Source organism: Micromonospora sp. B006 (assembly GCF_003408515.1).
GTDB classification, from domain to species: domain Bacteria; phylum Actinomycetota; class Actinomycetes; order Mycobacteriales; family Micromonosporaceae; genus Micromonospora; species Micromonospora echinospora_A.
Map to the genome: position 1 here is coordinate 5,987,560 of NZ_CP030865.1, position 23,764 is coordinate 6,011,323.

Here is a 23,764-nt window from a genome sequence, read left to right on the forward strand (position 1 = left end):
AGCATGAGGCGGTTGTTCTGGCTGGGCATCGGGCTGGCCGTGGGCGTCCTGGTGGTGCGCAAGGCCACCCGGACGGCGCAGGCGTACACCCCGGCGGGCATCGCGAGCGGGCTGTCCGAGTCCGCCGGCGGCCTGGTCGAGTCGCTGCGGGCGTTCGTGGACGACGTCCGGGTCGGCATGGCCGAGCGTGAGCAGGAGATCCACGAGGCCTTCGCGCGCGGCGAGGCGTACGACGACCAGTTCGCCGAGCTGCGGGAGGACCCGCGGATCGGCGATCGAGAGATTTTCCCGGAGGACCACCAGCGATGAAGACGGCGGAGATCAAGCGGCGGTTCCTCGCCCACTTCGAGGCGAACGGGCACACCGTGGTGCCGTCCGCTCCGCTGCCCGCCATCAGCGACCCGAACCTGCTGTTCATCAACGCGGGCATGGTGCAGTTCGTGCCCTACTTCCTGGGCCAGCAGACCCCGCCGTACGCGCGGGCGACGAGCGTGCAGAAGTGCATCCGGACGCCGGACATCGACGAGGTCGGCAAGACCAGCCGGCACGGCACGTTCTTCCAGATGAACGGCAACTTCTCCTTCGGTGACTACTTCAAGTCCGGGGCGATCCCGCTCGCCTGGGACCTGGCCACGAAGTCGGTCGAGGCGGGCGGTTTCGGGCTGGACCCGGAGCGGATCTGGGCCACCGTCTACCTGGACGACGACGAGGCGTACGACATCTGGCGCGCCACCGGCGTGCCGGCCGACCGGATCGTGCGCCGCGGCAAGGCCGACAACTTCTGGTCGATGGGCATCCCCGGCCCGTGCGGTCCGTGCTCCGAGCTGTACTACGACCGCGGCCCGGCCTACGGCCGTGAGGGCGGCCCGGAGGTCGACGAGGACCGCTACCTGGAGTTCTGGAACCTCGTCTTCATGCAGTTCGAGCGCGGTCCGGGCGCCGGTAAGGAGGACTTCCCGATCCTCGGTGACCTGCCGGCGAAGAACATCGACACCGGCATGGGCCTGGAGCGGATGGCCTCGCTGCTGCAGGGCGTGGACAACCTCTACGAGATCGACGAGGTCCGGCCGATCCTGGACAGGGCCGCCGAGCTGACCGGCAAGCGCTACGGCGTGCACTCCGGCCACGCGGCGAACGAGTCGCACCCGGACGACGTGCGGCTGCGGGTGATCGCCGACCACGTCCGGACCTCGCTGATGCTGATCGGCGACGGCGTGACCCCGTCGAACGAGGGCCGGGGCTACGTGCTGCGCCGGATCATGCGCCGCGCGATCCGGGCGGTGCGGCTGCTCGGCTACCAGGACCGGGCCCTGCCGGAGCTGCTGCCGGTGGCCCGCGACTGCATGGCGCCGTCGTACCCGGAGCTGGCCGAGGACTTCGGCCGGATCTCCCAGTACGCGTACGCCGAGGAGGACGCGTTCCTGGCCACGCTGCGCGCCGGCACCACGATCCTGGACACCGCCATCGCGGAGACCAAGTCGGCCGGCAAGGCGGCGCTCTCCGGTGACAAGGCGTTCCAGCTGCACGACACGTACGGCTTCCCGATCGATCTGACCCTGGAGATCGCCGCCGAGCAGGGCTTGCAGGTCGACGCGGAGGGCTTCCGCCGGCTGATGGCCGACCAGCGCAGCCGGGCCAAGGCCGACGCGCAGGCGCGCAAGACCGGGCACACCGACGTGTCGGCGTACCGATCGGTGCTCGACGGCGGCGGTCCGGTGGAGTTCACCGGCTACACGGAGCTGAGCCGCGAGTCCCGGGTGCGCGCGTTGCTGTCCGGCGGCGCCGCGGTCTCCGCCGCGGTCGAGGGCGACACGATCGAGCTGGTGCTCGACACCACCCCGTTCTACGCCGAGGGCGGCGGGCAGCAGCCCGACCAGGGCCTCATCACCGTCGGCGGCGGCCAGGTCGAGGTCTTCGACGTGCAGCAGCCGGTGCCCGGCCTGATCGTGCACCGCGCCAAGGTGGTGCGCGGCGAGGTCCGTTCCGGGGAGACCGGGTACGCCGAGATCGACGTGTCCCGCCGCCGGGCGATCTCCCGCTCGCACACCGCGACGCACCTGGTGCACCAGACGATGCGCAACTTCCTCGGCGAGTCGGCCACCCAGGCGGGTTCGCTGAACGCGCCGGGCCGGCTGCGGTTCGACTTCAACACTCCGACGGGTGTGGCGCCGAGCGTGCTGCACGACGTGGAGCAGCAGGTGAACGAGGTGCTGCTGGCCGACCTGGAGGTGCACGCCTTCGTCACCAGCCAGGAGGAGGCGCGCCGGATCGGGGCGATGGCCCTGTTCGGCGAGAAGTACGGCGAGCGGGTCCGGGTCGTCGAGGTCGGCGACTACGCCCGGGAGCTGTGCGGCGGCACGCACGTGGCCCGCTCCGCCCAGCTCGGCCTGGTGAAGATCCTTTCCGAGGCGTCGGTGGGCTCCGGGGTACGCCGGATCGAGGCGCTCGTCGGCATGGACGCGTTCGGCTTCCTGGCCCGCGAGCACCTGCTGGTGTCTCGGCTGGCGGAGCTGTTCCGGGTGCCGGGGGAGCAGGTCGCCGACCGGGTGGAGCAGACCGTCACCCAGCTGCGCGACGCGGAGAAGGAGCTGGAGAAGCTGCGCGCCCAGCTCGTGCTCGGCGGGGCCGGCGCCCTGGCCGCGCAGGCGAAGGACGTGCGCGGCGTCGCCTACGTCGGCACCGAGGCGCCCGAGGGCGCGGCGGCGAACGACGTGCGGACGCTCGCCCAGGAGATTCGGGGCCGGATCGACCCGGCCCGTCCGGCGGTGGTCGCGGTGGCAGCCCGGGCCAACCGCAAGGCGTCCCTGGTGGTGGCCGTCAACCAGGCCGCCCGGGGCCGGGGCCTGAGCGCGAAGGACCTCGTGAAGGCGGCGTTCTCCGGCCGGGGCGGCGGCAGCGACGACCTCGCCCAGGGCGGCGGGCTGCCCGCGGCGGAGGCGCCGAAGCTGCTGGTCACCGTCGAGCAGGCGGTCGCCGGCACGGCATGAGCGAACGCACCGAGCGGAGCGAGGGCCGTGAGCGCATGCGCGGTCGGCACGGCATGAGCGCACCGATCGACGCCAGGGCGGACCACCAGGTCCGCCCTGGCCCGTACCGGCGGGGAGGTGCCCGATAGTGGCCGAGCTGTCCCGTGGCGTCCGGCTGGGCGTCGACGTGGGCCAGGTCCGGGTGGGGGTGGCCCGTTGTGATCCGCACGGCATCCTCGCCACGCCCCTGGTCACGCTGGCCCGTGACCTGACCGCCGAACCGGACGCGGTGCCCGCCGACATGGCCGAGCTGGTCCGGCTCGCCGCCGAGCACGAGGCGGTGGGGATCGTGGTCGGGTTGCCGATCAACCTCGCCGGAAAGCACGGGCCGGCGGCGGCGAACGTATCGGCATATGCCAGCCGATTGGCTGATGTAATGAGGCCGATTCCGGTGACGCTGACGGACGAGAGGATGTCTACCGTCGTCGCGAGTCGTAGGCTGGCCGAACGGGGCGTCCGGGGAAAGCGCCAACGGGCGGTGGTCGACCAGGCCGCCGCGGTGGAGATTCTGCAGAGCTGGCTGGACGCACAGCGGAGGCGGACGCGATGATCGACGACCTTGACCTGGGCTTCGACGAGCAGGACAGGGGGGAGAAGGGCCGGCACCGGCGCGGCGCGGTACGCCGACGGCAGGGCAAGTCCGGCGGCGGCCGGGGCAAGACCCTGCTCGCCCTGGCGCTCGCCCTGGTTCTGCTGGGCGGCATCGGCGGCGGCGCGTTCTACGGCTTCGACCGGGTCCAGAACTACTTCGTCACCCCCGACTACGACGGCTCCGGCACCGGCGAGGTGACCGTCGAGATCAAGCAGGGCGCGCTGCTCGCCGACATGGCCGACGCGCTGGTTGCCGCCGACGTGGTGAAGAGCACCAAGGCGTTCATCGAGGCCGCCGAGGAGAACTCGCGCAGCAAGAACATCCAGCCCGGCACGTACAAGCTGCGCAAGCAGATGAGCGGCGACGCGGCGATCGCGGCGATGCTGGACCTCAAGAACCGGATCGTGAACGGGATCACCATCCCCGAGGGGCTCACCGCGAAGACGGTCTACAAGCGGCTCTCCGAGAAGACCGACATCCCGGTCAAGGACTTCGAGGCGGCGGCGAAGGACCCGATCGCGCTCGGCGTACCGGACTGGTGGTTCAAGCGTTCCGACGGCAAAACGGTCAAGCCGTCGATCGAGGGCTTCCTGTTCCCCGACACGTACGAGATCCCGCCGAAGGCCACCGCCGAGACGGTGCTCAAGCTGATGGTGAACAACTTCCTCACCGTCACCTCGAACATGCAGTACGCCGAGAAGGTGCAGAAGGAACGCGGCGGCATCACCCCGTACGAGGCGCTGATCGTCGCCTCGCTGGCCCAAGCGGAGGCCGGAAACAAGGCCGACCTGGGCAAGGTCGCCCGGGTGGCCTACAACCGGGTCTACGGCGAGTTCCCCTGCAACTGCCTGGAGATGGACGTCACCGTCAACTACTACTTCGAGCTGACCGGGCAGAAGACCAAGGCGTCGAAGGACATGACGGCCGCCGAGCTGGACAACCCGAGGAACCCGTACAACCGCAAGCTGCGCGGGCTGGTCCCGTCGCCGATCAACAACCCGGGCAAGGAGGCGCTCGAGGGCGCGCTGGCCCCGCCGCCGGGCAAGTGGCTCTACTTCGTGGCGATCAGCAAGGACGGCCGCTCCGCGTTCGCCGAGACCTACGACGAGCAACTGCGCAACGAGCGGAAGGCCAAGGAGGCCGGGATCATCTGATGGCCGATCCCCGCCGCGCCGCGCTGGTCGGCAAGCCGATCGCCCACTCGCTCTCCCCGGTGATCCACACCGCCGGGTACGCGGCGGCCGGGCTGACCGGCTGGTCGTACACCCTGATCGAAGCCGGCGCCGACGAGCTGCCCGGCCTGGTCGCGGGCCTCGGCCCGGAGTGGGCCGGGCTGTCGGTGACCATGCCGGGCAAGGAGGCGGCGCTCGCGCTGGCCGACGAGGTCTCGCCGGTCGCCGCCGCCGTCGGCGCCGCCAACACGCTGGTACGCCGCCCCGACGGCACCTGGTACGCGGACAACACCGACGTCACCGGCATGGTCGAGGTGCTCACCGGCGCGGGCTGCGTGGCCGGGGCGGTGGTCACCGTGCTCGGCGCGGGCGGCACCGCCCGGGCGGCGATCGCGGCGGCGGCCCGGATCGGGGCGGCCGAGGTGACAGTGGTGGCCCGCCGCCCGGAGGCGGTCGACGAGCTGCGTCCGGTCGCGGCGGCGGCCGGCGTGCCGCTGGCCGGGGCCGAGTGGGACGGCGCGCCCGCGCACGCCCGCGCCGACCTGGTGATCTCCACGGTGCCGAAGGGCGTGGCCGACCCGCTCGCGGACAACTTCGACTGGCGGCCGGAGTCCGTGTTCTTCGACGTCGTCTACGACCCGTGGCCCACGCCGCTCGCGGCGGCGGCGCTGACTGCCGGGTGCCGGGTGGTCTCCGGGCTGGACCTGCTGCTGGCGCAGGCGTTCGGCCAGTTCGAGCAGTTCACCGGCGTTTCCGCCCCACGCGAGGCGATGCGAGCCGCCCTGCCGGTGTAAGGAAGGGCCCCTTCTTAACGCCTCCGGTAGAGGAAGGGCCCCCTGTTAACACCTCACCCGCCGGGGCGGCAGATCAGCGCGGAGGCGGCCTGTCCGGTGGGCGGGATGCGGCGGGCGGCGTACGCCGGTGACCACCGGGCGTGACACACTGACCGTCGTGTTGCGCTGGCTGACTGCAGGTGAATCGCACGGACCCGCCCTCGTCGCGATGCTGGAGGGCGTACCCGCCGGCATCGAGGTGACCACCGGGGAGATCTCCGGCGAACTGGCCCGGCGCCGGCTCGGCTACGGCCGGGGCGCCCGGATGGCGTTCGAGCAGGACGAGATCGAGATCATCGGCGGGCTCCGGCACGGGGTGACGCTCGGCAGCCCGGTGGCGATCCGGGTCGGGAACTCCGAGTGGCCCAAGTGGCGCACCGTGATGGCCGCCGACCCGGTCGACCCGGAGGAGCTGGCGAGCCAGGCCCGCAACGCGCCGCTGACCCGTCCCCGCCCGGGTCACGCCGACCTGGCCGGCATGCAGAAGTACGGCCACACCGACGCCCGGCCGATCCTGGAGCGCGCCAGCGCCCGGGAGACCGCCGCCCGGGTCGCGGTGGGCACCGTCGCCAAGGCGCTCGTGCGTCAGGCACTCGGCATCGAGATCGTCTCCCACGTGGTCGAGCTGGGCCCGGTGGCGGCCAAGCCGGGCCTGCGGCCCACGCCGGAGGACGCCGCGCGCATCGACGCCGACCCGCTGCGCTGCCTCGACGCCGAGGCCAGCGCCCGGATGGTCGCCGAGGTCGACGCCGCGAAGAAGGCCGCCGACACGCTCGGCGGCGTGGTCGAGGTGCTCGCGTACGGGGTGCCGCCGGGACTGGGCAGCCACGTGCAGTGGGACCGCAAGCTCGACGCCCGCCTCGCCACCGCGCTCATGTCGATCCAGGCGATCAAGGGCGTGGAGATCGGCGACGGCTGGCAGCAGGCCCGATCGCGCGGCTCGGAGGCGCACGACGAGATCGTGCCCACCGCCACCGGCGTGCGGCGGATCACCGACCGGGCCGGTGGCCTGGAGGGCGGCATCACCACGGGGGAGCCGCTGCGGGTGAAGGCGGCCATGAAGCCCATCTCCTCGCTGAACCGGGCCCTCGCGACGATCGACGTGACCACCGGCGAGCCGGCGACCGCGATCAACCAGCGCTCCGACGTGTGCGCGGTGCCGGCGGCGGCGGTGGTGGCCGAGGCGATGGTGGCGCTGGTGCTGGCCGAGGCGGCGGTGGAGAAGTTCGGCGGCGACTCGGTCGCCGAGATGCGCCGCAACCTGACCGGTTACCTCGACAGCCTGGTGATCAAGTGAGCACCCGGCCGGTCTGCGTGCTGGTCGGTGCGCCCGGCTCCGGCAAGACCACTGTCGGCACGGCGCTCGCCGAGGCGCTCGGCGTCGACTTCCGGGACACCGACGCCGACATCGAGAACCTCGCCGGCAAGCCCATCCCGGAGATCTTCGTGGACGAGGGGGAGGAGCACTTCCGTACCCTCGAACGGGCCGCCGTGGCGGCGGCGCTCGCGTCGCACGCGGGCGTGCTCGCGCTCGGCGGCGGCGCGGTCCTGGCCGAGGAGAACCGGGCCGCGCTGATCGGCCACACCGTGGTGCACCTGTCGGTGGAGCTGCCGGACGCGGTCAAGCGGATCGGTCTGGGCGCCGGGCGGCCGCTGCTCGCGCTGAACCCGCGCGCCACGCTCAAGCACCTGATGGACCAGCGCCGCCCGCTCTACGCCGAGGTGGCGACCGCGACCGTGGTGACGGACGGGCGTACCCCGGAAGAGCTGGCTGCGGAGATCGCCGCGCTGCTCAAGCCCTGACAACCGCCCGCCCCGCCGTGTCCGGCTCCCTCGGTGGAACGCCGTGGGTGTCTCCCGAGCGTTTTGGCACCCGTGGCGTTCCACTCGGCGTGCATGACGCCGGTGGGTGGAACGCCGTGGGTGTCTCCTCGGCGTTTTGGCACCCGTGGTGTTCCAGTCGGCGTGGATGACGTCGGTGGGTGGAACTTCATGGGCGGGTGAGAAGGCGTGCCGGCGCAAGGTGGACGGTCAGGCGTTGGCCGCAACGGCCCCGGCCGCCCGGCGTCGAGGGCTCCGCTCCGGTCGCCAGGTGGCGAGCAGCGCGAGCGCCAGCGCGATCTCGGCCAGGTCGCCGAGGTAGTACATGAGCGTGGCCCCGGCCCGCAGCTCGGCGGCGGTCGCCGGCACGTCCACGAACAGCCCGGCGTAGAGCAGTTGGGCGATGGTGGCGTGCGCGGCCACCCCGAACCCGATCACCACCAGCCGCACCGGTACGCGCGGACGGTGCGGGCCCGGGTCCGGTCCGGCGATCGACCAGGCGAACAGGCAGCCGCTGAGCAGGAAGTGCGCGTTCACCAGCGTGTGCAGGGCCGGGCTGTCCAGCGTGGCCCGGTACAGCGGGGTGAGGTAGAGCAGCCAGAGTCCGCCCGCGGTCAGCAGCAGGCCGGTCACCGGGTGGCCGAGCACCCGCGCGACGGGATGCCGCAGCAGGTGGACCAGGGCCCGGCCGGTACGCCGGTCCAGCGTGCGCAGCAGCAGCGTGACCGGCGCGCCGAGCACCAGCGCCAGCGGCGCCAGCATGCCGATCAGCAGGTGCTGCCACATGTGCCCGACGAAGTCGCCGGCGGGCCACAGCAGCCCCGCCGCCAGCAGCAGCGCGCCCAGCCCGAAGCTCGCCGTCCGGGCGTGCGGCCAGCCCGGCCCGCCCGGGTCACGCAGCCGCAGCGCGGCGGCCAGGTACGCCCAGAACAGTGCCGCCGGGACCAGCGCGGTCGCCGGGAAGCCACCGTCGACGTGCCCGGCGTGAGCCAGGCTCACCGGCGCTCCGGCGCGCAGAGGTCGACCGCCCGGGCCCGGCGCTGGATCGCCCAGCCCACAGCGATCAGCACCACGCCGAGGGCGAGGAACCCGAGGTCCCACCAGAGCTGGTTCGGGCCGCTGCGGACGTGGTGGATGCCGAGCAGGTGGTGGTCGATGACGCCCTCGACCAGGTTGAACAGGCCCCAGCCGATCAGCGCCCAGCCCCACAGCATCGGCGAGCGCCACAGCCGGCCCCGCGAGTGGGTCACCCGGGAGTAGAGCAGAGCCAGGCCGGTCAGCACCGCCACCCAGGTGACCACGTGGAACAGGCCGTCCCAGAGCGTGTTCATCTGCAACCCGGGCACGGTGTCCACCGGGTACTCGCGGATGCCGACCCGGTCGCTGCCGGTGCTGCTGAGCAGGTGGTGCCACTGGAGGACCTGGTGCAGGACGATGCCGTCGACGAAGCCGCCCAGCCCGACGCCGAGGATCGTGGCGGGCAGCCGGATGCTCGTCGCGGACTCCGGTCGGGTCGCGTGTGCCGTCGTCTCGCTCATTCCGGCCGCCCTACCCGGTGCGCGACCGGTCAAACACCCAGGGAGTGGACAGTGGCCCCGCGAGGGCGCCGTCCTGCACTAGGCTGCCCGCGATGGACGAGGTGACCCGGATCCCGGTCGGCGGCGAGCGGCCGTACGACGTGCTGGTGGGACGTGACCTGCTGGGCCCGCCGCCCCGGCTGCTGCCGGGCGCCGAGCGGGTGGCCTTCCTGCACGCGCCGCCACTCAAGGCGCTCGCCGACCGGCTCGCCGACGCGGTCCGCGAGGGCGGGGTGACGCCGCTGCTGATCGAGGTGCCGGACGCCGAGGCGGGCAAGCACGTCGACGTGGCGGCGGCCTGCTGGGACCGGCTCGGCGACGCCGGGTTCACCCGTACCGACGCGGTGGTCGGGGTGGGCGGCGGCGCGGTCACCGACCTGGCCGGTTTCGTCGCCGCTACCTGGCTGCGCGGCGTGCGCTGGGTGCCGGTCGCCACGTCGCTGCTCGGCATGGTCGACGCGGCGGTGGGCGGCAAGACCGGCATCAACACGGCCGCCGGCAAGAACCTGGTCGGCGCGTTCCACCCGCCGGCCGGCGTGCTGGCCGACCTGGCGACGCTGGACAGCCTGCCCGCGGCCGACCTGGCCGCCGGCATGGCCGAGGTGGTCAAGTGCGGGTTCATCGCCGACCCGGTGATCCTCGACCTGGTCGAGCGGGACCCGGCCGCCGCGCTGGACCCGGCCGGGCCGGTGCTGCGGGAACTGGTCGAGCGCGCGGTCCGCGTGAAGGCCGCCGTGGTCGCCGGGGACCTGCGCGAGTCCGGGGTACGCGAGGTGCTCAACTACGGGCACACGCTCGCGCACGCGATCGAGAAGGTGGAGGGCTACCGCTGGCGGCACGGCCACGCGGTGTCGGTGGGCCTGGTCTACGCGGCCACGCTGGCCCGGCTCGCCGGCCGCCTCGACGCGGCCGACGCCGAGCGGCACCGCCGCGTGCTGACCGCGCTCGACCTGCCCACCGGCTACCGGGCCGACGCCTGGCCGGAGCTGCTGGCGGCGATGCGGGTGGACAAGAAGGCCCGGGGTAGCCGGTTGCGCTTCGTGGTGCTCGACGGCCTCGCCCGCCCGGCGATCCTGGAGGCCCCGCCGGACGACCTGCTGGCCGCCGCGTACGAGGAGGTCAGCTCGTGAGGGTGTACGTGCTGAACGGGCCGAACCTGGGCCGGCTCGGCACCCGCCAGGTCGACGTGTACGGGGTGACCAGCTACGCGCAGCTGGTGGCCGACTGCGAGCGGCACGGCCGGGAGCTGGGGCTGGACGTGGTGGTCCGGCAGACCGACGCCGAGCACGAGATGCTGGCCTGGCTGCACGCGGCGGCCGACGAGGAAGCGGCTGTGGTGCTCAACCCGGCGGCCTGGACGCACTACTCGGTCGCGGTGCGGGACGCCTGCGCCATGCTGCGTGGTCCGCTGGTCGAGGTGCACATCTCCAACATCCACGCCCGGGAGGAGTTCCGGCGCCACTCGGTGATCTCGGCGGTGGCGACCGGGGTGATCTGCGGGCTGGGCGTGGACGGCTACCGGCTGGCCCTGCACCACCTGGCCGCCCGGCTCGCCGCGGGCGCCTGAGCCGGCCCGTTCCGCGGCGCGAGTCCGATTCGACAGGGCGAGTAGACTTGGACGGTCTGTCCGCCAATTGATGATCAAGGCAGGAAATGGCCACCACCAACGACCTGAAGAACGGCCTGGTACTCAACCTGGACGGCGAGCTGTGGGCCGTCGTCGAGTTCCAGCACGTCAAGCCCGGTAAGGGTGGTGCCTTCGTGCGCACCACGCTGAAGAACGTGCTGTCCGGCAAGGTGGTCGACAAGACCTTCAACGCGGGCACCAAGGTCGAGACCGCGACCGTGGACAAGCGCACCATGCAGTACCTGTACGCCGACGGCGAGGACTACGTCTTCATGGATCTGGAGACGTTCGACCAGATCACCGTCCCCGGCGCCACCGTCGGCGAGGCCGCCAACTACCTCCTCCCCGAGGCCGAGGCGACTGTCGCCACCCACGAGAGCGTGCCGCTGTACATCGAGCTGCCGACCTCGGTCGTGCTCGAGGTCACCTACACCGAGCCGGGCCTGCAGGGCGACCGGTCGACCGGCGGCAACAAGCCGGCCACCGTCGAGACCGGCGCCACAGTGCAGGTGCCGCTGTTCATCACCACCGGTGAGAAGATCAAGGTCGACACCCGCGACGGCCGTTACCTCGGCCGAGCCTGATGGCTGAGGGCCCCAAGCAGCAGATGCCGGCGCGTCGCAAGGCGCGCAAGCGGGCGCTGGACGTGCTCTTCGAGGCCGACCTGCGGGACCGCCCGCCGGTCGAGGTGCTCGCCGGCTACCTGGAGCGGATCGAGCAGCCGCGCCCTGACCACCTCGGCTACGCGGTCGGGCTGGTCGAGGGCGTGGCGGCGCACCTCGACCGGATCGACGAGACGATCGCCAGCTACGCCGAGGGGTGGACGCTGGACCGGATGCCGGTGGTCGACCGCAACCTGGCCCGCATCGCCGTGTACGAGTTGCTCTACGTCGACGAGATCGACGACGCGGTGGCGATCAGCGAGGCGGTGGAGCTGGCCCGGCAGATGTCGACGGACGACTCGCCCCGGTTCCTCAACGGCATCCTCGGCCGGATCGCCGAGTACGCCTCCCGCTGAGCCCCGCGCTCCGCGCCGCGACGACGAAAGGGCCCGTGCCGGACGGCACGGGCCCTTCTCGTACGGGATGTCAGGACGCGAAGAACGCCCGGGGGTCGGCAACCAGCACACCGTGCTCGGTCAGCCGCTCGATCAGCCCCGACGGTGAGGCGTCGTAGACGATCGCGAGGGCGCGCAGGTCGTCGGCGCGGATGGAGAGCACCCGGCCGTTGTAGTCGCCGCGCTGCTGCTGGATGGCGCGCGCGTAGCGGGCGACGTAGGCCAGGTCCTCGGAGGCCTCGTCGTAGAGCCGCTCCAGGTCCAGCACGATCTTGCTGGTGGGCTCGTGACGCACCCCGCTGCCGTCGGGCAGCAGCTCCGAGACGGGAACACGGTAGAAGTCGGCCAGTTCCGCCAGGCGGGACACGGTGACGGCGCGGTCGCCGCGCTCGTACGAGCCGACCACCACGGCCTTCCACCGCCCGTTCGACTTCTCCTCCACCCCCTGCAGGGACAGACCCTGCTGCTGGCGGATGGAGCGCAGGCGGGCGCCCAGCGACTTGGCGTATTCAGAGGGCATTCGGACACTCCCAGTGCTGCTCGGGGTTCTCCCAGCTATCGCTACGGAGCGTGACGGTACGGGGATTGCGACACGTGGTCAAGTGGTGGTGTCCACCGGGTCCGGGGCGCTCGTGTGGCTTGTCCGCATTTCTCCGGGCTGACCAGCAGGTCAGGACCGGCGGCGGGCGGCCCGGTGACCGCTGGTAACGTGGCGTGAAGCCCCGGTCCGGGCCCCGCGCGGGCCCCCGGAGCCGACCCAGACGTCCTTTAACGACCCGTCCCGTGAGGCGGGGAAGGAGGTCCGCCGTGGCCTACCCACCGGCTGCCCATTCGTCACCGCCGCGACAACCCTCGGTGAAGGTGATCCTCGCCGCTGCCGACGTCTCGCGGGTGGTCGACCGCATCGCCCACCAGATCCTGGAGAAGACCCAGGGCGCCGCCGACACCGTGCTGCTCGGCATCCCCACCCGGGGTGTGCCGCTGTCCCGGCGCCTCGCGGACCGGATCAGCACCTTCGAGGACGTGACCGTCCCGGTCGGCGTGCTCGACATCACGCTCTACCGCGACGACCTGCGCCGGCACGCCACCCGCGCGGTCGGGCCGACCGACCTGCCGTCCGGCGGGATCGACGGCAAGCGGGTGATCCTCGTCGACGACGTGCTGTTCTCCGGCCGCACCGTACGGGCCGCGCTCGACGCGCTCAGCGACGTCGGCCGCCCGGCCTCGGTGCAACTCGCCGTCCTGGTCGACCGCGGTCACCGTCAGCTCCCGATCCGCGCCGACTACGTCGGCAAGAACATCCCCACCGCGCTGGCCGAGAACGTGAAGGTCACCCTCGCCGAGACCGACGGCACGGACGAGGTACGGCTGTACGGAGGCTCTCCCGCATGATCCGGCACCTGCTCTCCGGCGCCGACCTGGACGCCGCCACCGCCACCCTGGTCCTGGACACCGCCGCGGAGATGGCGACGGTGGCCGGGCGTGAGGTCAAGAAGCTGCCCGCGCTGCGCGGGCGCACCGTGGTCAACCTCTTCTACGAGGACTCCACCCGGACCCGGATCTCGTTCGAGGCGGCCGCGAAGCGGCTCAGCGCCGACGTGATCAACTTCTCTGCCAAGGGCTCCAGCGTGACCAAGGGGGAGAGCCTGAAGGACACCGCGCTGACGCTCCAGGCGATGGGCGCGGACGCGGTGGTCGTCCGGCACCCCGCCTCCGGCGCGCCGCACCGGCTCGCCGAGTGGGTGGACGGGTCGGTCGTCAACGCCGGTGACGGCACCCACGAGCACCCCACCCAGGCGCTGCTCGACGCGTACACGATGCGGTCCCGGCTGGGCCGGCTCGACGGCCTGCACGTGGCGATCGTCGGCGACGTGCTGCACTCCCGGGTGGCCCGCTCCAACGTGCTGCTGCTGTCCACGCTCGGCGCGAAGGTCACCCTGATCGGCCCGCCCACGCTCATCCCGGTCGACATCGCCGCCGCCCTGGCCCCCGGCACCGACGTCTGTTACGACCTCGACGCCGTTCTCCCAGATGTGGACGTGGTGATGATGCTGCGGGTGCAGCGGGAACGAATGGGTGACTCCTACTTCCCGTCGGCCCGCGAGTACGCCCGCCGCTACGGGCTCGACGGGCCGCGCATGCGCCGGCTGCCCGAGCACGCGATCGTCATGCACCCCGGGCCGATGAACCGGGGGATGGAGATCACGCCCGAGGTGGCCGACTCGCCCCGCTCCACCATCGTCGAACAGGTCGCCAACGGGGTCTCCGTGCGGATGGCCGTGCTCTACCTGCTGCTCGGAGGGAACAACCGGTGACCGCGTACCTCATCACCAACGTCAGTGTGGTCGGCGGCGAGCCGACCGACCTGCTCATCCGCGACGGCGTGGTGGCCGCCGTCGGCGGTGGCCTCGCCGCCGACGACGCCACAGTCATCGACGCGACCGGCCTGGTCGCGCTGCCGGGCCTGGTCGACCTGCACACCCACCTGCGCGAGCCCGGCCGGGAGGACGCCGAGACCGTCGAGTCCGGCTCCCGGGCCGCGGCGCTCGGCGGCTACACAGCTGTGTGCGCGATGGCGAACACCTCGCCGGTCGCCGACACCGCGGGCGTGGTCGAGCAGGTGTGGCGGCTCGGCCGGGAGGCCGGCCTGGTCGACGTGCAGCCGATCGGCGCGGTCACCATCGGGCTGGCCGGCGAGCGCCTGGCCGAGCTGGGCGCGATGGCCGACTCGGCCGCCGGGGTGCGGATCTTCTCCGACGACGGGCACTGCGTGGCCGACCCGCGGCTCATGCGCCGGGCGCTGGAGTACGTCAAGGCGTTCGACGGCGTGATCGCCCAGCACGCCGAGGAGCCACGGCTCACCGAGGGCGCGCAGATGCACGAGGGCGAGGTGTCCACCCGCCTCGGCCTGACCGGCTGGCCGGCCGTCGCCGAGGAGGCGATCATCGCCCGGGACGTGCTGCTGGCCGAGCACGTCGGCAGCCGCCTGCACGTCTGCCACGTCTCCACCGCCGGCAGCGTCGAGGTGCTGCGCCAGGCCAAGGCGCGCGGGGTACGGGTCACCGCCGAGGTGACCCCGCACCACCTGCTGCTGACCGACGCCAAGGCGGAGAGCTACGACCCGGTCTTCAAGGTCAACCCGCCGCTGCGCACCGCCGCCGACATCGCCGCGCTGCGGGAGGCGCTGGCCGAGGGCGTGATCGACATCATCGCCACCGACCACGCGCCGCACGCTGTGGAGGACAAGGAGTGCGAGTGGGCGTACGCCCGGCCGGGCATGCTCGGTCTGGAGACGGCGCTGTCCATCGCGCTCGACGTGTTCGGCCCCCGCTGGGACCTGATCGCCGAGCGGATGTCCCGCACGCCGGCCCGCATCGCCGGGCTGGCCGGGCACGGCCTCGACCCGGCGCCCGGCGTGCCGGCCAACCTGACCCTGGTCGACCCGGCCGCCCGCCGCCTCATCGAGCCGGCGGAGATGGCCAGCCGCAGTCGCAACACCCCGTACGCCCGCATGACGCTGCCGGGTCGCATCGTGGCGACCTTCCTGCGCGGCGAGCCGACGGTTCTGGACGGAAAGGCTGTCAAGTGAAGAGACGTCCTGCGATTCTCGTCCTGGAGGACGGGCGCACGTTCCACGGCGAGGCGTACGGCAGCGTCGGGGAGACCTTCGGCGAGGCGGTCTTCAACACCGGCATGACCGGCTACCAGGAGACGCTCACCGACCCCTCCTACCACCGGCAGGTGGTGGTGCAGACCGCGCCGCACATCGGCAACACCGGCGTCAACGGCGAGGACGACGAGTCCGACCGGATCTGGGTGGCCGGGTACGTGGTGCGCGACCCGGCCCGGATCAGCTCCAACTGGCGGGCCGACGGCGGGCTGGAGGACCGGCTCGCCGCCGAGGGCGTGGTCGGCATCAGCGGCGTGGACACCCGGGCGCTGACCCGGCACCTGCGCGAGCGCGGCGCGATGCGGGTCGGCATCTCCAGCGTCGAGGACGACCCGGCCGCCCTGCTGGAGCGGGTGCGCCGCTCGCCGCAGATGGTCGGCGCGAACCTGTCCGACGAGGTGACCACCGCCAAGCCGTACGTCGTCGAGGCGCAGGGCGAGCACCGGTTCACGGTGGCCGCCGTGGACCTGGGCATCAAGCGCAACGTGCCGCGCCGGCTCGCCGCCCGCGGCGTCACCACCCACGTGCTTCCCGCCGGGTCGACGATCGAGGACCTGCTCGCCACCGGCGCGGACGCGGTCTTCTTCTCGCCCGGCCCGGGCGACCCTTCGACCGCCGACGGCCCGGTGGCGCTGGCCCGGGAGGTGCTGGCCCGGCGGATCCCGCTGTTCGGCATCTGCTTCGGCAGCCAGATCCTCGGCCGGGCGCTCGGCTTCGGCACCTACAAGCTCGGGTACGGCCACCGCGGCATCAACCAGCCGGTGCTCGACCGGGCCACCGGCAAGGTCGAGGTGACCAGCCACAACCACGGTTTCGCGGTGCAGGTGCCGGGCACCGGGGACGGCGCCGTGGTGCCGGATCAGGTGATCCAGACCGAGTTCGGCGGTGTCCAGGTGTCACACGTCTGCCTCAATGACAACGTGGTCGAGGGGCTGCGGGCTATTGACGTCCCCGCTTTCACCGTCCAGTACCACCCGGAGGCGGCGGCCGGCCCGCACGACGCGGACTACCTCTTCGACCGTTTCGCCGAGTTGATCGAAGGCCGTGGCTTCGACCGGCAGCAGAGTGAAGGCGGCAGGAATGCCTAAGCGGACCGACCTCAAGCACGTCATGGTGATCGGCTCCGGGCCGATCGTGATCGGACAGGCCTGCGAGTTCGACTACTCCGGCACCCAGGCCTGCCGGGTGCTGCGCAGCGAGGGGATCCGGGTCAGCCTGGTCAACTCCAACCCGGCGACGATCATGACGGACCCGGAGTTCGCCGACGCCACGTACGTCGAGCCGATCACCCCGGAGTTCGTCGAGCTGGTCATCGCCAAGGAGCGTCCCGACGCGCTGCTGCCGACGCTCGGCGGGCAGACCGCGCTGAACACCGCTGTCGCGCTGCACGAGGCGGGTGTGCTGGAGAAGTACGGCGTCGAGCTGATCGGCGCGAACATCGAGGCGATCAACCGGGGCGAGGACCGGCAGCTGTTCAAGGAGATCGTCGCGAAGGCCGGCGTACGGCTGGGCCTGGCGGATCCCTCCGCGCTGGTGCCGCGTTCGCGGGTCTGCCACTCGATGGACGAGGTCCGCGAGACGGTCGCCGACCTGGGCCTGCCGGTGGTCATCCGGCCGTCGTTCACCATGGGCGGCCTCGGTTCCGGCATGGCGCACACCGACGAGGACCTGGAGCGCATCGCCGGTTCGGGCCTGGCGGCCAGCCCGGTGCACGAGGTGCTCATCGAGGAGAGCGTGCTCGGCTGGAAGGAGTACGAGCTCGAACTGATGCGCGACCGCCACGACAACGTGGTGGTGGTCTGCTCGATCGAGAACGTCGACCCGATGGGCGTGCACACCGGCGACAGCGTCACCGTCGCGCCGTCGATGACGCTCACCGACCGGGAGTACCAGCGGCTGCGTGACCTCGGCATCGCGGTGCTGCGCGAGGTCGGGGTGGACACCGGCGGCTGCAACATCCAGTTCGCGGTCAACCCGGCCGACGGCCGGATCGTCGTGATCGAGATGAATCCCCGGGTGTCGCGTTCCTCGGCGCTGGCGTCGAAGGCGACCGGTTTCCCGATCGCGAAGATCGCCGCGAAGCTCGCCATCGGCTACACGCTGGACGAGATCCCGAACGACATCACGCTCAAGACGCCGGCCGCGTTCGAGCCGACGCTCGACTACGTGGTGGTGAAGATCCCCCGGTTCGCGTTCGAGAAGTTCCCCGGCGCCGACCCGGAGCTGACCACCACCATGAAGTCGGTGGGCGAGGCGATGAGCCTGGGCCGCAACTTCACCGAGGCGCTGAACAAGGCGATGCGCTCGATGGAGACCAAGGCATCCGGTTTCTGGACCACTCCGGACCCCGACGGCGCCACGAAGGAGAACACCCTCGCGGCGCTGCGGACGCCGCACGACGGCCGGCTCTACACCGTCGAGCGGGCGCTGCGCCTGGGCGCGTCGATCGCCGAGGTGTCCGAGGCGTCCGGCGGCATGGACCCGTGGTTCCTGGACCAGATCGCCTCGCTGGTCGAGCTGCGCGCCGAGATCGTCGACGCGCCGGTGCTCGACGCCGGCCTGCTGCGCCGGGCCAAGCGCGCCGGCCTGTCCGACCGGCAGCTCGCCGCGCTGCGTCCCGAGCTGGCCGCCGAGGACGGCGTACGCACGCTGCGCCACCGGCTCGGCGTCCGGCCGGTCTACAAGACTGTGGACACCTGCGCGGCCGAGTTCGAGGCGACCACGCCGTACCACTACTCGACCTACGACTCGGAGACCGAGGTGGCGCCCTCGGCGCGGCCGAAGGTGCTCATCCTGGGCTCCGGGCCGAACCGGATCGGTCAGGGCATCGAGTTCGACTACTCGTGCGTGCACGCGGTCCAGGCGCTCCGGGCCGTCGACTACGAGACCGTCATGGTCAATTGCAACCCGGAGACCGTCTCCACCGACTACGACACCGCCGACCGGCTCTACTTCGAGCCGCTGACGTTCGAGGACGTGCTGGAGGTCTGGCACGCCGAGGACTCCTCCGGCAAGGCCGCCGGCGGGCCCGGCGTCATCGGGGTGATCGTCCAGCTCGGCGGGCAGACGCCGCTCGGCCTGGCCCAGCGGCTCAAGAACGCCGGGGTGCCGATCGTCGGGACCTCCCCGGAGTCGATCCACCTGGCCGAGGAGCGCGGCGCGTTCGGCGCGGTGCTGTCCCGGGCCGGGCTGCGCGCGCCGGCGCACGGCATGGCCACGTCGTACGACGAGGCGAAGGCGATCGCCGACGAGATCGGGTACCCGGTCCTGGTCCGCCCCTCGTACGTGCTCGGCGGGCGGGGCATGGAGATCGTGTACGACGACGCCACGCTGCGCGACTACATCGGCCGGGCCACCGCCATCTCGCCGGACCGCCCGGTGCTGGTGGACCGGTTCCTGGACGACGCCATCGAGATCGACGTGGACGCGCTGGTGGACGCCGAGGGCGACGTCTACCTGGGCGGTGTGATGGAGCACATCGAGGAGGCCGGCATCCACTCCGGCGACTCGTCGTGCGCGCTGCCGCCGATCACCCTGGCCGGCTCCCACCTGGCCCAGGTGCGCCGCTACACCGAGGAGATCGCCCGCGGCGTCGGGGTGCGCGGCCTGCTCAACGTCCAGTACGCGCTGCAGGGCGACATGCTCTACGTGCTGGAGGCCAACCCGCGTGCCTCCCGTACCGTGCCGTTCGTCTCCAAGGCCACGGCGGTGCCGCTGGCCAAGGCGGCGGCCCGGATCGCGCTCGGCGCCACCATCGCGCAGCTACGTGCCGAGGGGATGCTTCCGCCCACCGGTGACGGCGGCACCATGCCGGCCGACGCGCCGATCGCGGTCAAGGAGGCGGTGCTGCCGTTCAAGCGGTTCCGCACCCCCTCCGGCAAGGGCATCGACGTGCTGCTCGGCCCGGAGATGAAGTCCACCGGCGAGGTGATGGGCATCGACACCGGCTTCGGGCAGGCGTTCGCCAAGTCCCAGGCCGCCGCGTACGGGTCGCTGCCCACCGCCGGGAAGATCTTCGTCTCGGTCGCCAACCGGGACAAGCGCGGCATGATCTTCCCGATCAAGCGCCTGGCCGACCTGGGCTTCGAGATCGTGGCCACCACCGGCACGGCCGAGGTGCTGCGCCGGCACGGCATCGCCTGCGAGCAGATCCGCAAGCACTACGAGTCGGGTGAGGGCGCGGACGCGGTCTCGCTGATCCTCGGCGGGGACGTGGCGCTGGTGGTGAACACGCCGCAGGGCTCCGGCGCGAGCGCCCGCTCGGACGGGTACGAGATCCGCAGCGCGGCGGTGAGCGTGGACATCCCGTGCGTGACCACTGTGCCCGGCGCGGCCGCCGCGGTCATGGGCATCGAGGCCCGCATCCGGGGCGACCTGAAGGTCCGCCCGCTGCAGGACCTGCACGCCGCCCTCCGGGCGGGCGAGTGACAGCGCGCCTCCACGCGCCGATCATGAGGTTGGCGGCGGAATCGGAGATCCACTTCGCCGCCAACCTCATGATCACCGGGCCGGGGGTCGGGGCGTGATCTTCGAGAAGGTGGTGCGGCCCCGGCTGTTCTCGCTCGCGGGCGGGGACGCCGAGGGGGCGCACGAGTGGACACTGGCGCGGCTCGCGGCGGTGTCGCGGCGGCCCGCGCTCTTGGCGGCGCTGCGGGCGGCGTACTTCCGGTCGGACCCGCGCACCGTGTTCGGGGTGCGGTTCCCCAACCCGGTCGGGCTGGCCGCCGGGATGGACAAGAACGGACTCGCGTTGCCCGCGTGGCCGGCGCTGGGCTTCGGCTTCGTCGAGGTCGGCACCGTGACCGCGCACGCCCAGCCGGGCAACCCCCGGCCCCGGCTGTTCCGGCTGCGCGACAGCGAAGCGGTGGTCAACCGGATGGGCTTCAACAACGCGGGCGCGGCGGCGCTCGCCGACCGGCTGGCGGCGCTGCCACGCCCGCTCGGCGTGCCGCTGGGCATCTCGCTCGGCAAGTCCAAGGTGACCCCGTTGGATCAGGCCGTCGAGGACTACCTCGACTCCTACCGGGCGCTCAAGGGACACGGCGACTACTTCGCCGTGAACGTGTCCTCACCGAACACCCCCGGGCTGCGGTCGCTTCAGGACCGGTCCCATCTGGACGCGCTGCTCGCCGCGCTGGTGGGGGAGAAGCCGGTGCTGGTGAAGATCGCCCCGGACCTCACCGAGCCGGCCGTGGCCGAGCTGCTGGAGGTCTGCCTCGACCGCGGCGCCGCAGGGGTCATCGCCACCAACACCACGCTCGCCCGTGACGGGCTGGCCCCGGCCGACCGGGCGCGGGGCGCGGAGGCGGGCGGCCTGTCCGGCCGGCCGCTCACCGTACGGGCCCGGGAGATGGTCGCCTTCGTGCACCGGGAGACCGGCGGTCGGCTGCCGGTGATCGGCGTCGGCGGCATCCTCGACCCGGACGACGCCACCCGCATGTTCGACGCCGGCGCCTCCCTGGTCCAGCTCTACACCGGCTTCATCTACCGCGGCCCCGCCCTCACGAGAGCCATAACCCGAACCACCCACCCCTGACCCACCCCGCCACCTCCTCTCCCGCGCGATCTTGCACTTTCCGCCCCGGCATACCACCCGTTCCAGGCGCGGCAGGGGCAGCAACCGCAAGATCGCGGGGGAGAGAGGGGGAGGGGCGGCGGGGGTGGGGTGGGGACGGAGGAGGAGTCATGACGCCTGAGGAGATCCTGGAAGCCGATCGGCGGCACGTGTGGCATCCGTACGCCGCGATGCCGCCCGCGAGCTCGCCGTACGTGGTGGACAGCGCGGAAGGGGTACGGCTGCGGCTCGCGGACGGGCGGGAGCTGGTCGACGGCATGTCGTCGTGGTGGGCGGCGATCCACGGCTACCGGCACCCGGTGCTCGACGCCGCGGTGACCGACCAGCTCGGGCGGATGAGCCACGTGATGTTCGGCGGCCTCACCCACGAGCCCGCGGTACGCCTGGCGCGCACCCTCGTCGAGCTGACCCCGGACGGCCTGGAACACGTCTTCCTGGCCGACTCCGGCTCGGTGAGCGTCGAGGTCGCGGTGAAGATGTGCCTGCAGTACCAGCGGGCGCTGGGACGCCCGCAGCGCCGCCGGCTGGGCACCTGGCGGGGCGGCTACCACGGCGACACGTTCCACCCGATGAGCGTCTGCGACCCGGAGGGCGGCATGCACCACCTCTGGGGCGACGTGCTGCCCCGGCAGGTCTTCGCGCCGGCGCCGCCGCCCGGCTTCGACGCGCCGCCGAACCCGGCGTACGAGGCGGCGCTGGTGGACGCGGTGGAGCGGCACGCCGACGAGCTGGCCGCGGTGATCGTCGAGCCCGTGGTCCAGGGCGCCGGGGGCATGCGGTTCCATCACCCGCACTATCTGCGGGTGCTGCGCGAGGTGACCCGCAGGCACGGCATCCTGCTGGTCTTCGACGAGATCGCCACCGGCTTCGGCCGGACCGGGAAGATGTTCGCCGCCGAGCACGCCGGGGTCGCCCCGGACGTGCTCTGCGTGGGCAAGGCGCTCACCGGCGGCTACCTGACGCTGGCCGCTGCGCTGTGCACGCCCGAGGTGGCGCGGGCGATCTCCGCCGACGGGGTGCTGGCGCACGGACCGACGTTCATGGGCAACCCGCTCGCCTGCGCGGTCGCCAACGCCTCCCTGGACCTGCTGCGGGCCGGGGACTGGGCCGGCCGGGTGGCGGGGATCGCCGAGGGCCTGCGGGCCGGCCTGGCGCCGTTGCGTGGCGCGCCCGGCGTGGCCGACGTACGCGTGCTCGGCGCGATCGGGGTGGTGCAGCTCGACCACGACGTGGACCTGCCGCGCGCCACTGCCGCAGCGGCGGCGCAGGGGGTGTGGCTGCGGCCGTTCCGGGATCTCGTCTACACCATGCCGCCGTACGTCTGCGACGCCGCGGACGTGGCCCGGATCGCGGCCGGGGTCGCCGCGGCGGTGAAGGCCGGCTGAGCCCGGCCGAGTTCGACAGGGCGCGACGGGAAGGCCGTCGCCGGACACGCCCAGGCGGCCCGGGGCCGCGGGGAGAGGAGAGACGCGATGGAGACGTTCGGCGCCCGACTGCACCGGGCCGTGGCGGACCGGGGACCGCTCTGCGTGGGTATCGACCCGCACCCCGGGCTGCTGGCCGACTGGGGGCTGCCCGACGACGTCGACGGACTCGACCGGTTCTGCCGCACGGTGGTGGAGGCGATCGGGGACCGGGTGGCGGTGGTCAAGCCGCAGTCGGCGTTCTTCGAGCGCTTCGGCTCGCGAGGGGTCGGGGTGCTTGAGTCAACTATCCGACAGTTGCGAGATTTGGGAGCGCTCGTTCTGCTTGACGTCAAGCGCGGCGACATCGGATCGACGGTTGCCGCGTACGCCTCGGCGTACCTCGATCCATCCAGCCCGATGTATGTCGATGCGGTGACCGCGAGCCCCTACCTGGGAGTAGGTTCACTCGCGCCGATGTTCTCCACCGCCGCCGAGCACGGTGGCGGGGTCTTCGTCCTGGCCCTCACCTCGAACCCGGAGGGTGCCTCCGTGCAGCGGGCCGTCGGGGCCGACGGGCGCACCGTCGCGCAGACCGTGATCGACGAGATTTCCCAGCTCAACCGGGGTGCCGAGCCGCTCGGCAGCTTCGGTCTGGTGGTCGGCGCGACGGTCGGTGAGACCGGTCACGACCTCGGCTCGGTGAACGGTCCGCTGCTCGCGCCGGGCCTGCGCGCGCAGGGTGGCACGCCCGCCGGGTTGCGTACCGTCTTCGGCGCCGCGCTGCCGTCGGTGCTTCCGTCGTACTCCCGGGAGGTGCTCGGCGCGGGACCGGACCCGGCCGGTCTGCGCGCCGCCGCCGAGCGGGCGCTGGCGGAGTGCCGGACCGCCCTGAACGCCGTAGGCTGACTGACGGCTCGGTCACTTTCCGTTGATCATCGCGCGCCCACGTTGCCGAAATCTCCGTTGACCGCTAGTTTTCCCCGCGCTGGGAACCACGGACCCCTTTGGTTGCCAGCGACACCACGTTTCACAGATGCGGTGGGGCACTCCGCCCGCCGTACTAGGGACCTGAGGAGAACTGGTGCCGCTCCCGTCACTGACCCCCGAACAGCGCGCTGCCGCGCTGGAGAAGGCCGCGGAGATCCGCAAGGCCCGCGCTGAGCTGAAGGAGCAGCTCAAGCAGGGCAAGACCACCCTCGCCACCGTCCTCGAGCGGGCCGAGTCCGACGACGTCGTGGGCAAGCTGAAGGTTTCGGCCGTGCTCCAGGCGATGCCGGGCATCGGCAAGATCCGGGCCACCCAGATCATGGAGAAGCTCAAGATCGCGGACAGCCGTCGCCTGCGCGGCCTCGGCGAGCAGCAGCGCAAGGCTCTGCTCGGAGAGTTCGCCGCGAACTGAACGGCCCGC

23 protein-coding genes are annotated in these 23,764 nt (G+C 72.4%); 20 read left to right on the top strand and 3 right to left on the bottom strand.

Going from position 1 to position 23,764, the window contains the following annotated elements; genetic code table 11:
- Positions 1 to 3 precede the first annotated feature (3 nt).
- The 7 genes from MicB006_RS26880 (at position 4) to MicB006_RS26910 (ending at position 7,426) form a co-directional block, all read left to right on the top strand.
- Positions 4 to 309 carry a hypothetical protein gene (locus tag MicB006_RS26880; protein ID WP_073827670.1) on the top strand — a complete coding sequence of 102 codons (306 nt, stop codon included), beginning with the start codon at positions 4 to 6 and terminating at the stop codon, positions 307 to 309.
- Complete coding sequence (gene alaS, locus MicB006_RS26885; protein ID WP_116509879.1) at positions 306 to 2,987, top strand: alanine--tRNA ligase; 2,682 nt, start codon at positions 306 to 308, stop codon at positions 2,985 to 2,987. Before MicB006_RS26880 ends, alaS begins: the two co-directional genes overlap by 4 nt.
- Before the next feature lie 127 nt (positions 2,988 to 3,114).
- Complete coding sequence (gene ruvX, locus MicB006_RS26890; RefSeq protein ID WP_073827672.1) at positions 3,115 to 3,576, top strand: Holliday junction resolvase RuvX; 462 nt, start codon at positions 3,115 to 3,117, stop codon at positions 3,574 to 3,576.
- Positions 3,573 to 4,772: an endolytic transglycosylase MltG gene (mltG, locus tag MicB006_RS26895; protein WP_116509881.1), complete on the top strand. Its 1,200-nt coding sequence runs from the start codon at positions 3,573 to 3,575 to the stop codon at positions 4,770 to 4,772. The genes ruvX and mltG overlap by 4 nt, the downstream gene beginning before the upstream one ends.
- On the top strand, positions 4,772 to 5,584 hold the full coding sequence (locus tag MicB006_RS26900) for a shikimate dehydrogenase (protein ID WP_116509883.1): 813 nt from the start codon (positions 4,772 to 4,774) through the stop codon (positions 5,582 to 5,584). The genes mltG and MicB006_RS26900 overlap by 1 nt, the downstream gene beginning before the upstream one ends.
- 157 nt (positions 5,585 to 5,741) lie before the next feature.
- Positions 5,742 to 6,920, top strand: coding sequence for a chorismate synthase (gene aroC / locus MicB006_RS26905; protein ID WP_116511856.1), 1,179 nt, complete (start codon positions 5,742 to 5,744; stop codon positions 6,918 to 6,920).
- Positions 6,917 to 7,426, top strand: coding sequence for a shikimate kinase (locus MicB006_RS26910; protein ID WP_116509885.1), 510 nt, complete (start codon positions 6,917 to 6,919; stop codon positions 7,424 to 7,426). The genes aroC and MicB006_RS26910 overlap by 4 nt, the downstream gene beginning before the upstream one ends.
- Before the next feature lie 228 nt (positions 7,427 to 7,654).
- Here MicB006_RS26910 and MicB006_RS26915 read toward each other — a convergent pair whose 3' ends face one another.
- Together MicB006_RS26915 and MicB006_RS26920 are read right to left on the bottom strand one after the other, a co-directional pair.
- Positions 7,655 to 8,443: a cytochrome c oxidase assembly protein gene (locus MicB006_RS26915; RefSeq protein ID WP_116509887.1), complete on the bottom strand. Its 789-nt coding sequence runs from the start codon at positions 8,441 to 8,443 to the stop codon at positions 7,655 to 7,657.
- Complete coding sequence (locus tag MicB006_RS26920) at positions 8,440 to 8,982, bottom strand: DUF2243 domain-containing protein (protein WP_116509889.1); 543 nt, start codon at positions 8,980 to 8,982, stop codon at positions 8,440 to 8,442. The genes MicB006_RS26915 and MicB006_RS26920 overlap by 4 nt, the downstream gene beginning before the upstream one ends.
- 92 nt (positions 8,983 to 9,074) lie before the next feature.
- Between MicB006_RS26920 and aroB the strand changes: the two genes are divergently transcribed.
- From aroB to nusB, 4 genes are all read left to right on the top strand, one after another.
- Complete coding sequence (gene aroB, locus MicB006_RS26925) at positions 9,075 to 10,151, top strand: 3-dehydroquinate synthase (protein ID WP_116509891.1); 1,077 nt, start codon at positions 9,075 to 9,077, stop codon at positions 10,149 to 10,151.
- The gene (gene aroQ / locus MicB006_RS26930) at positions 10,148 to 10,588 is read left to right on the top strand and encodes a type II 3-dehydroquinate dehydratase (protein ID WP_030502505.1); all 441 of its coding nucleotides are present in this window, start codon (positions 10,148 to 10,150) and stop codon (positions 10,586 to 10,588) included. The genes aroB and aroQ overlap by 4 nt, the downstream gene beginning before the upstream one ends.
- A gap of 86 nt (positions 10,589 to 10,674) precedes the next feature.
- Positions 10,675 to 11,232: an elongation factor P gene (gene efp / locus MicB006_RS26935; RefSeq protein WP_073827682.1), complete on the top strand. Its 558-nt coding sequence runs from the start codon at positions 10,675 to 10,677 to the stop codon at positions 11,230 to 11,232.
- 23 nt (positions 11,233 to 11,255) lie between these two features.
- Complete coding sequence (nusB, locus tag MicB006_RS26940) at positions 11,256 to 11,666, top strand: transcription antitermination factor NusB (protein ID WP_174534511.1); 411 nt, start codon at positions 11,256 to 11,258, stop codon at positions 11,664 to 11,666.
- Between the two features lie 70 nt (positions 11,667 to 11,736).
- Here nusB and MicB006_RS26945 read toward each other — a convergent pair whose 3' ends face one another.
- Complete coding sequence (locus tag MicB006_RS26945) at positions 11,737 to 12,225, bottom strand: transcriptional regulator (RefSeq protein ID WP_013285505.1); 489 nt, start codon at positions 12,223 to 12,225, stop codon at positions 11,737 to 11,739.
- A 287-nt stretch (positions 12,226 to 12,512) separates the two neighbouring features.
- Between MicB006_RS26945 and pyrR the strand changes: the two genes are divergently transcribed.
- From pyrR to mihF, 9 genes are all read left to right on the top strand, one after another.
- Complete coding sequence (gene pyrR, locus MicB006_RS26950) at positions 12,513 to 13,097, top strand: bifunctional pyr operon transcriptional regulator/uracil phosphoribosyltransferase PyrR (RefSeq protein WP_116509893.1); 585 nt, start codon at positions 12,513 to 12,515, stop codon at positions 13,095 to 13,097.
- Entirely contained in the window at positions 13,094 to 14,020 is a 927-nt protein-coding gene (locus MicB006_RS26955) for an aspartate carbamoyltransferase catalytic subunit (protein ID WP_073827684.1), read from the top strand. The genes pyrR and MicB006_RS26955 overlap by 4 nt, the downstream gene beginning before the upstream one ends.
- Entirely contained in the window at positions 14,017 to 15,294 is a 1,278-nt protein-coding gene (locus MicB006_RS26960) for a dihydroorotase (protein ID WP_116509895.1), read from the top strand. The genes MicB006_RS26955 and MicB006_RS26960 overlap by 4 nt, the downstream gene beginning before the upstream one ends.
- Entirely contained in the window at positions 15,291 to 16,463 is a 1,173-nt protein-coding gene (gene carA / locus MicB006_RS26965; protein ID WP_116509897.1) for a glutamine-hydrolyzing carbamoyl-phosphate synthase small subunit, read from the top strand. Before MicB006_RS26960 ends, carA begins: the two co-directional genes overlap by 4 nt.
- Positions 16,456 to 19,803 (top strand): carbamoyl-phosphate synthase large subunit, encoded by a 3,348-nt coding sequence (carB, locus tag MicB006_RS26970; protein ID WP_073827687.1) that lies wholly within the window; start codon positions 16,456 to 16,458, stop codon positions 19,801 to 19,803. Before carA ends, carB begins: the two co-directional genes overlap by 8 nt.
- 94 nt (positions 19,804 to 19,897) lie before the next feature.
- Entirely contained in the window at positions 19,898 to 20,911 is a 1,014-nt protein-coding gene (locus MicB006_RS26975; protein ID WP_116509899.1) for a quinone-dependent dihydroorotate dehydrogenase, read from the top strand.
- A gap of 149 nt (positions 20,912 to 21,060) precedes the next feature.
- Positions 21,061 to 22,335: an adenosylmethionine--8-amino-7-oxononanoate transaminase gene (locus MicB006_RS26980; protein ID WP_116509901.1), complete on the top strand. Its 1,275-nt coding sequence runs from the start codon at positions 21,061 to 21,063 to the stop codon at positions 22,333 to 22,335.
- Positions 22,336 to 22,422: 87 nt separating this feature from the next.
- On the top strand, positions 22,423 to 23,262 hold the full coding sequence (gene pyrF, locus MicB006_RS26985; protein WP_116509903.1) for an orotidine-5'-phosphate decarboxylase: 840 nt from the start codon (positions 22,423 to 22,425) through the stop codon (positions 23,260 to 23,262).
- A gap of 175 nt (positions 23,263 to 23,437) precedes the next feature.
- The gene (gene mihF, locus MicB006_RS26990) at positions 23,438 to 23,755 is read left to right on the top strand and encodes an integration host factor, actinobacterial type (RefSeq protein ID WP_013285515.1); all 318 of its coding nucleotides are present in this window, start codon (positions 23,438 to 23,440) and stop codon (positions 23,753 to 23,755) included.
- Positions 23,756 to 23,764: the final 9 nt, after the last annotated feature.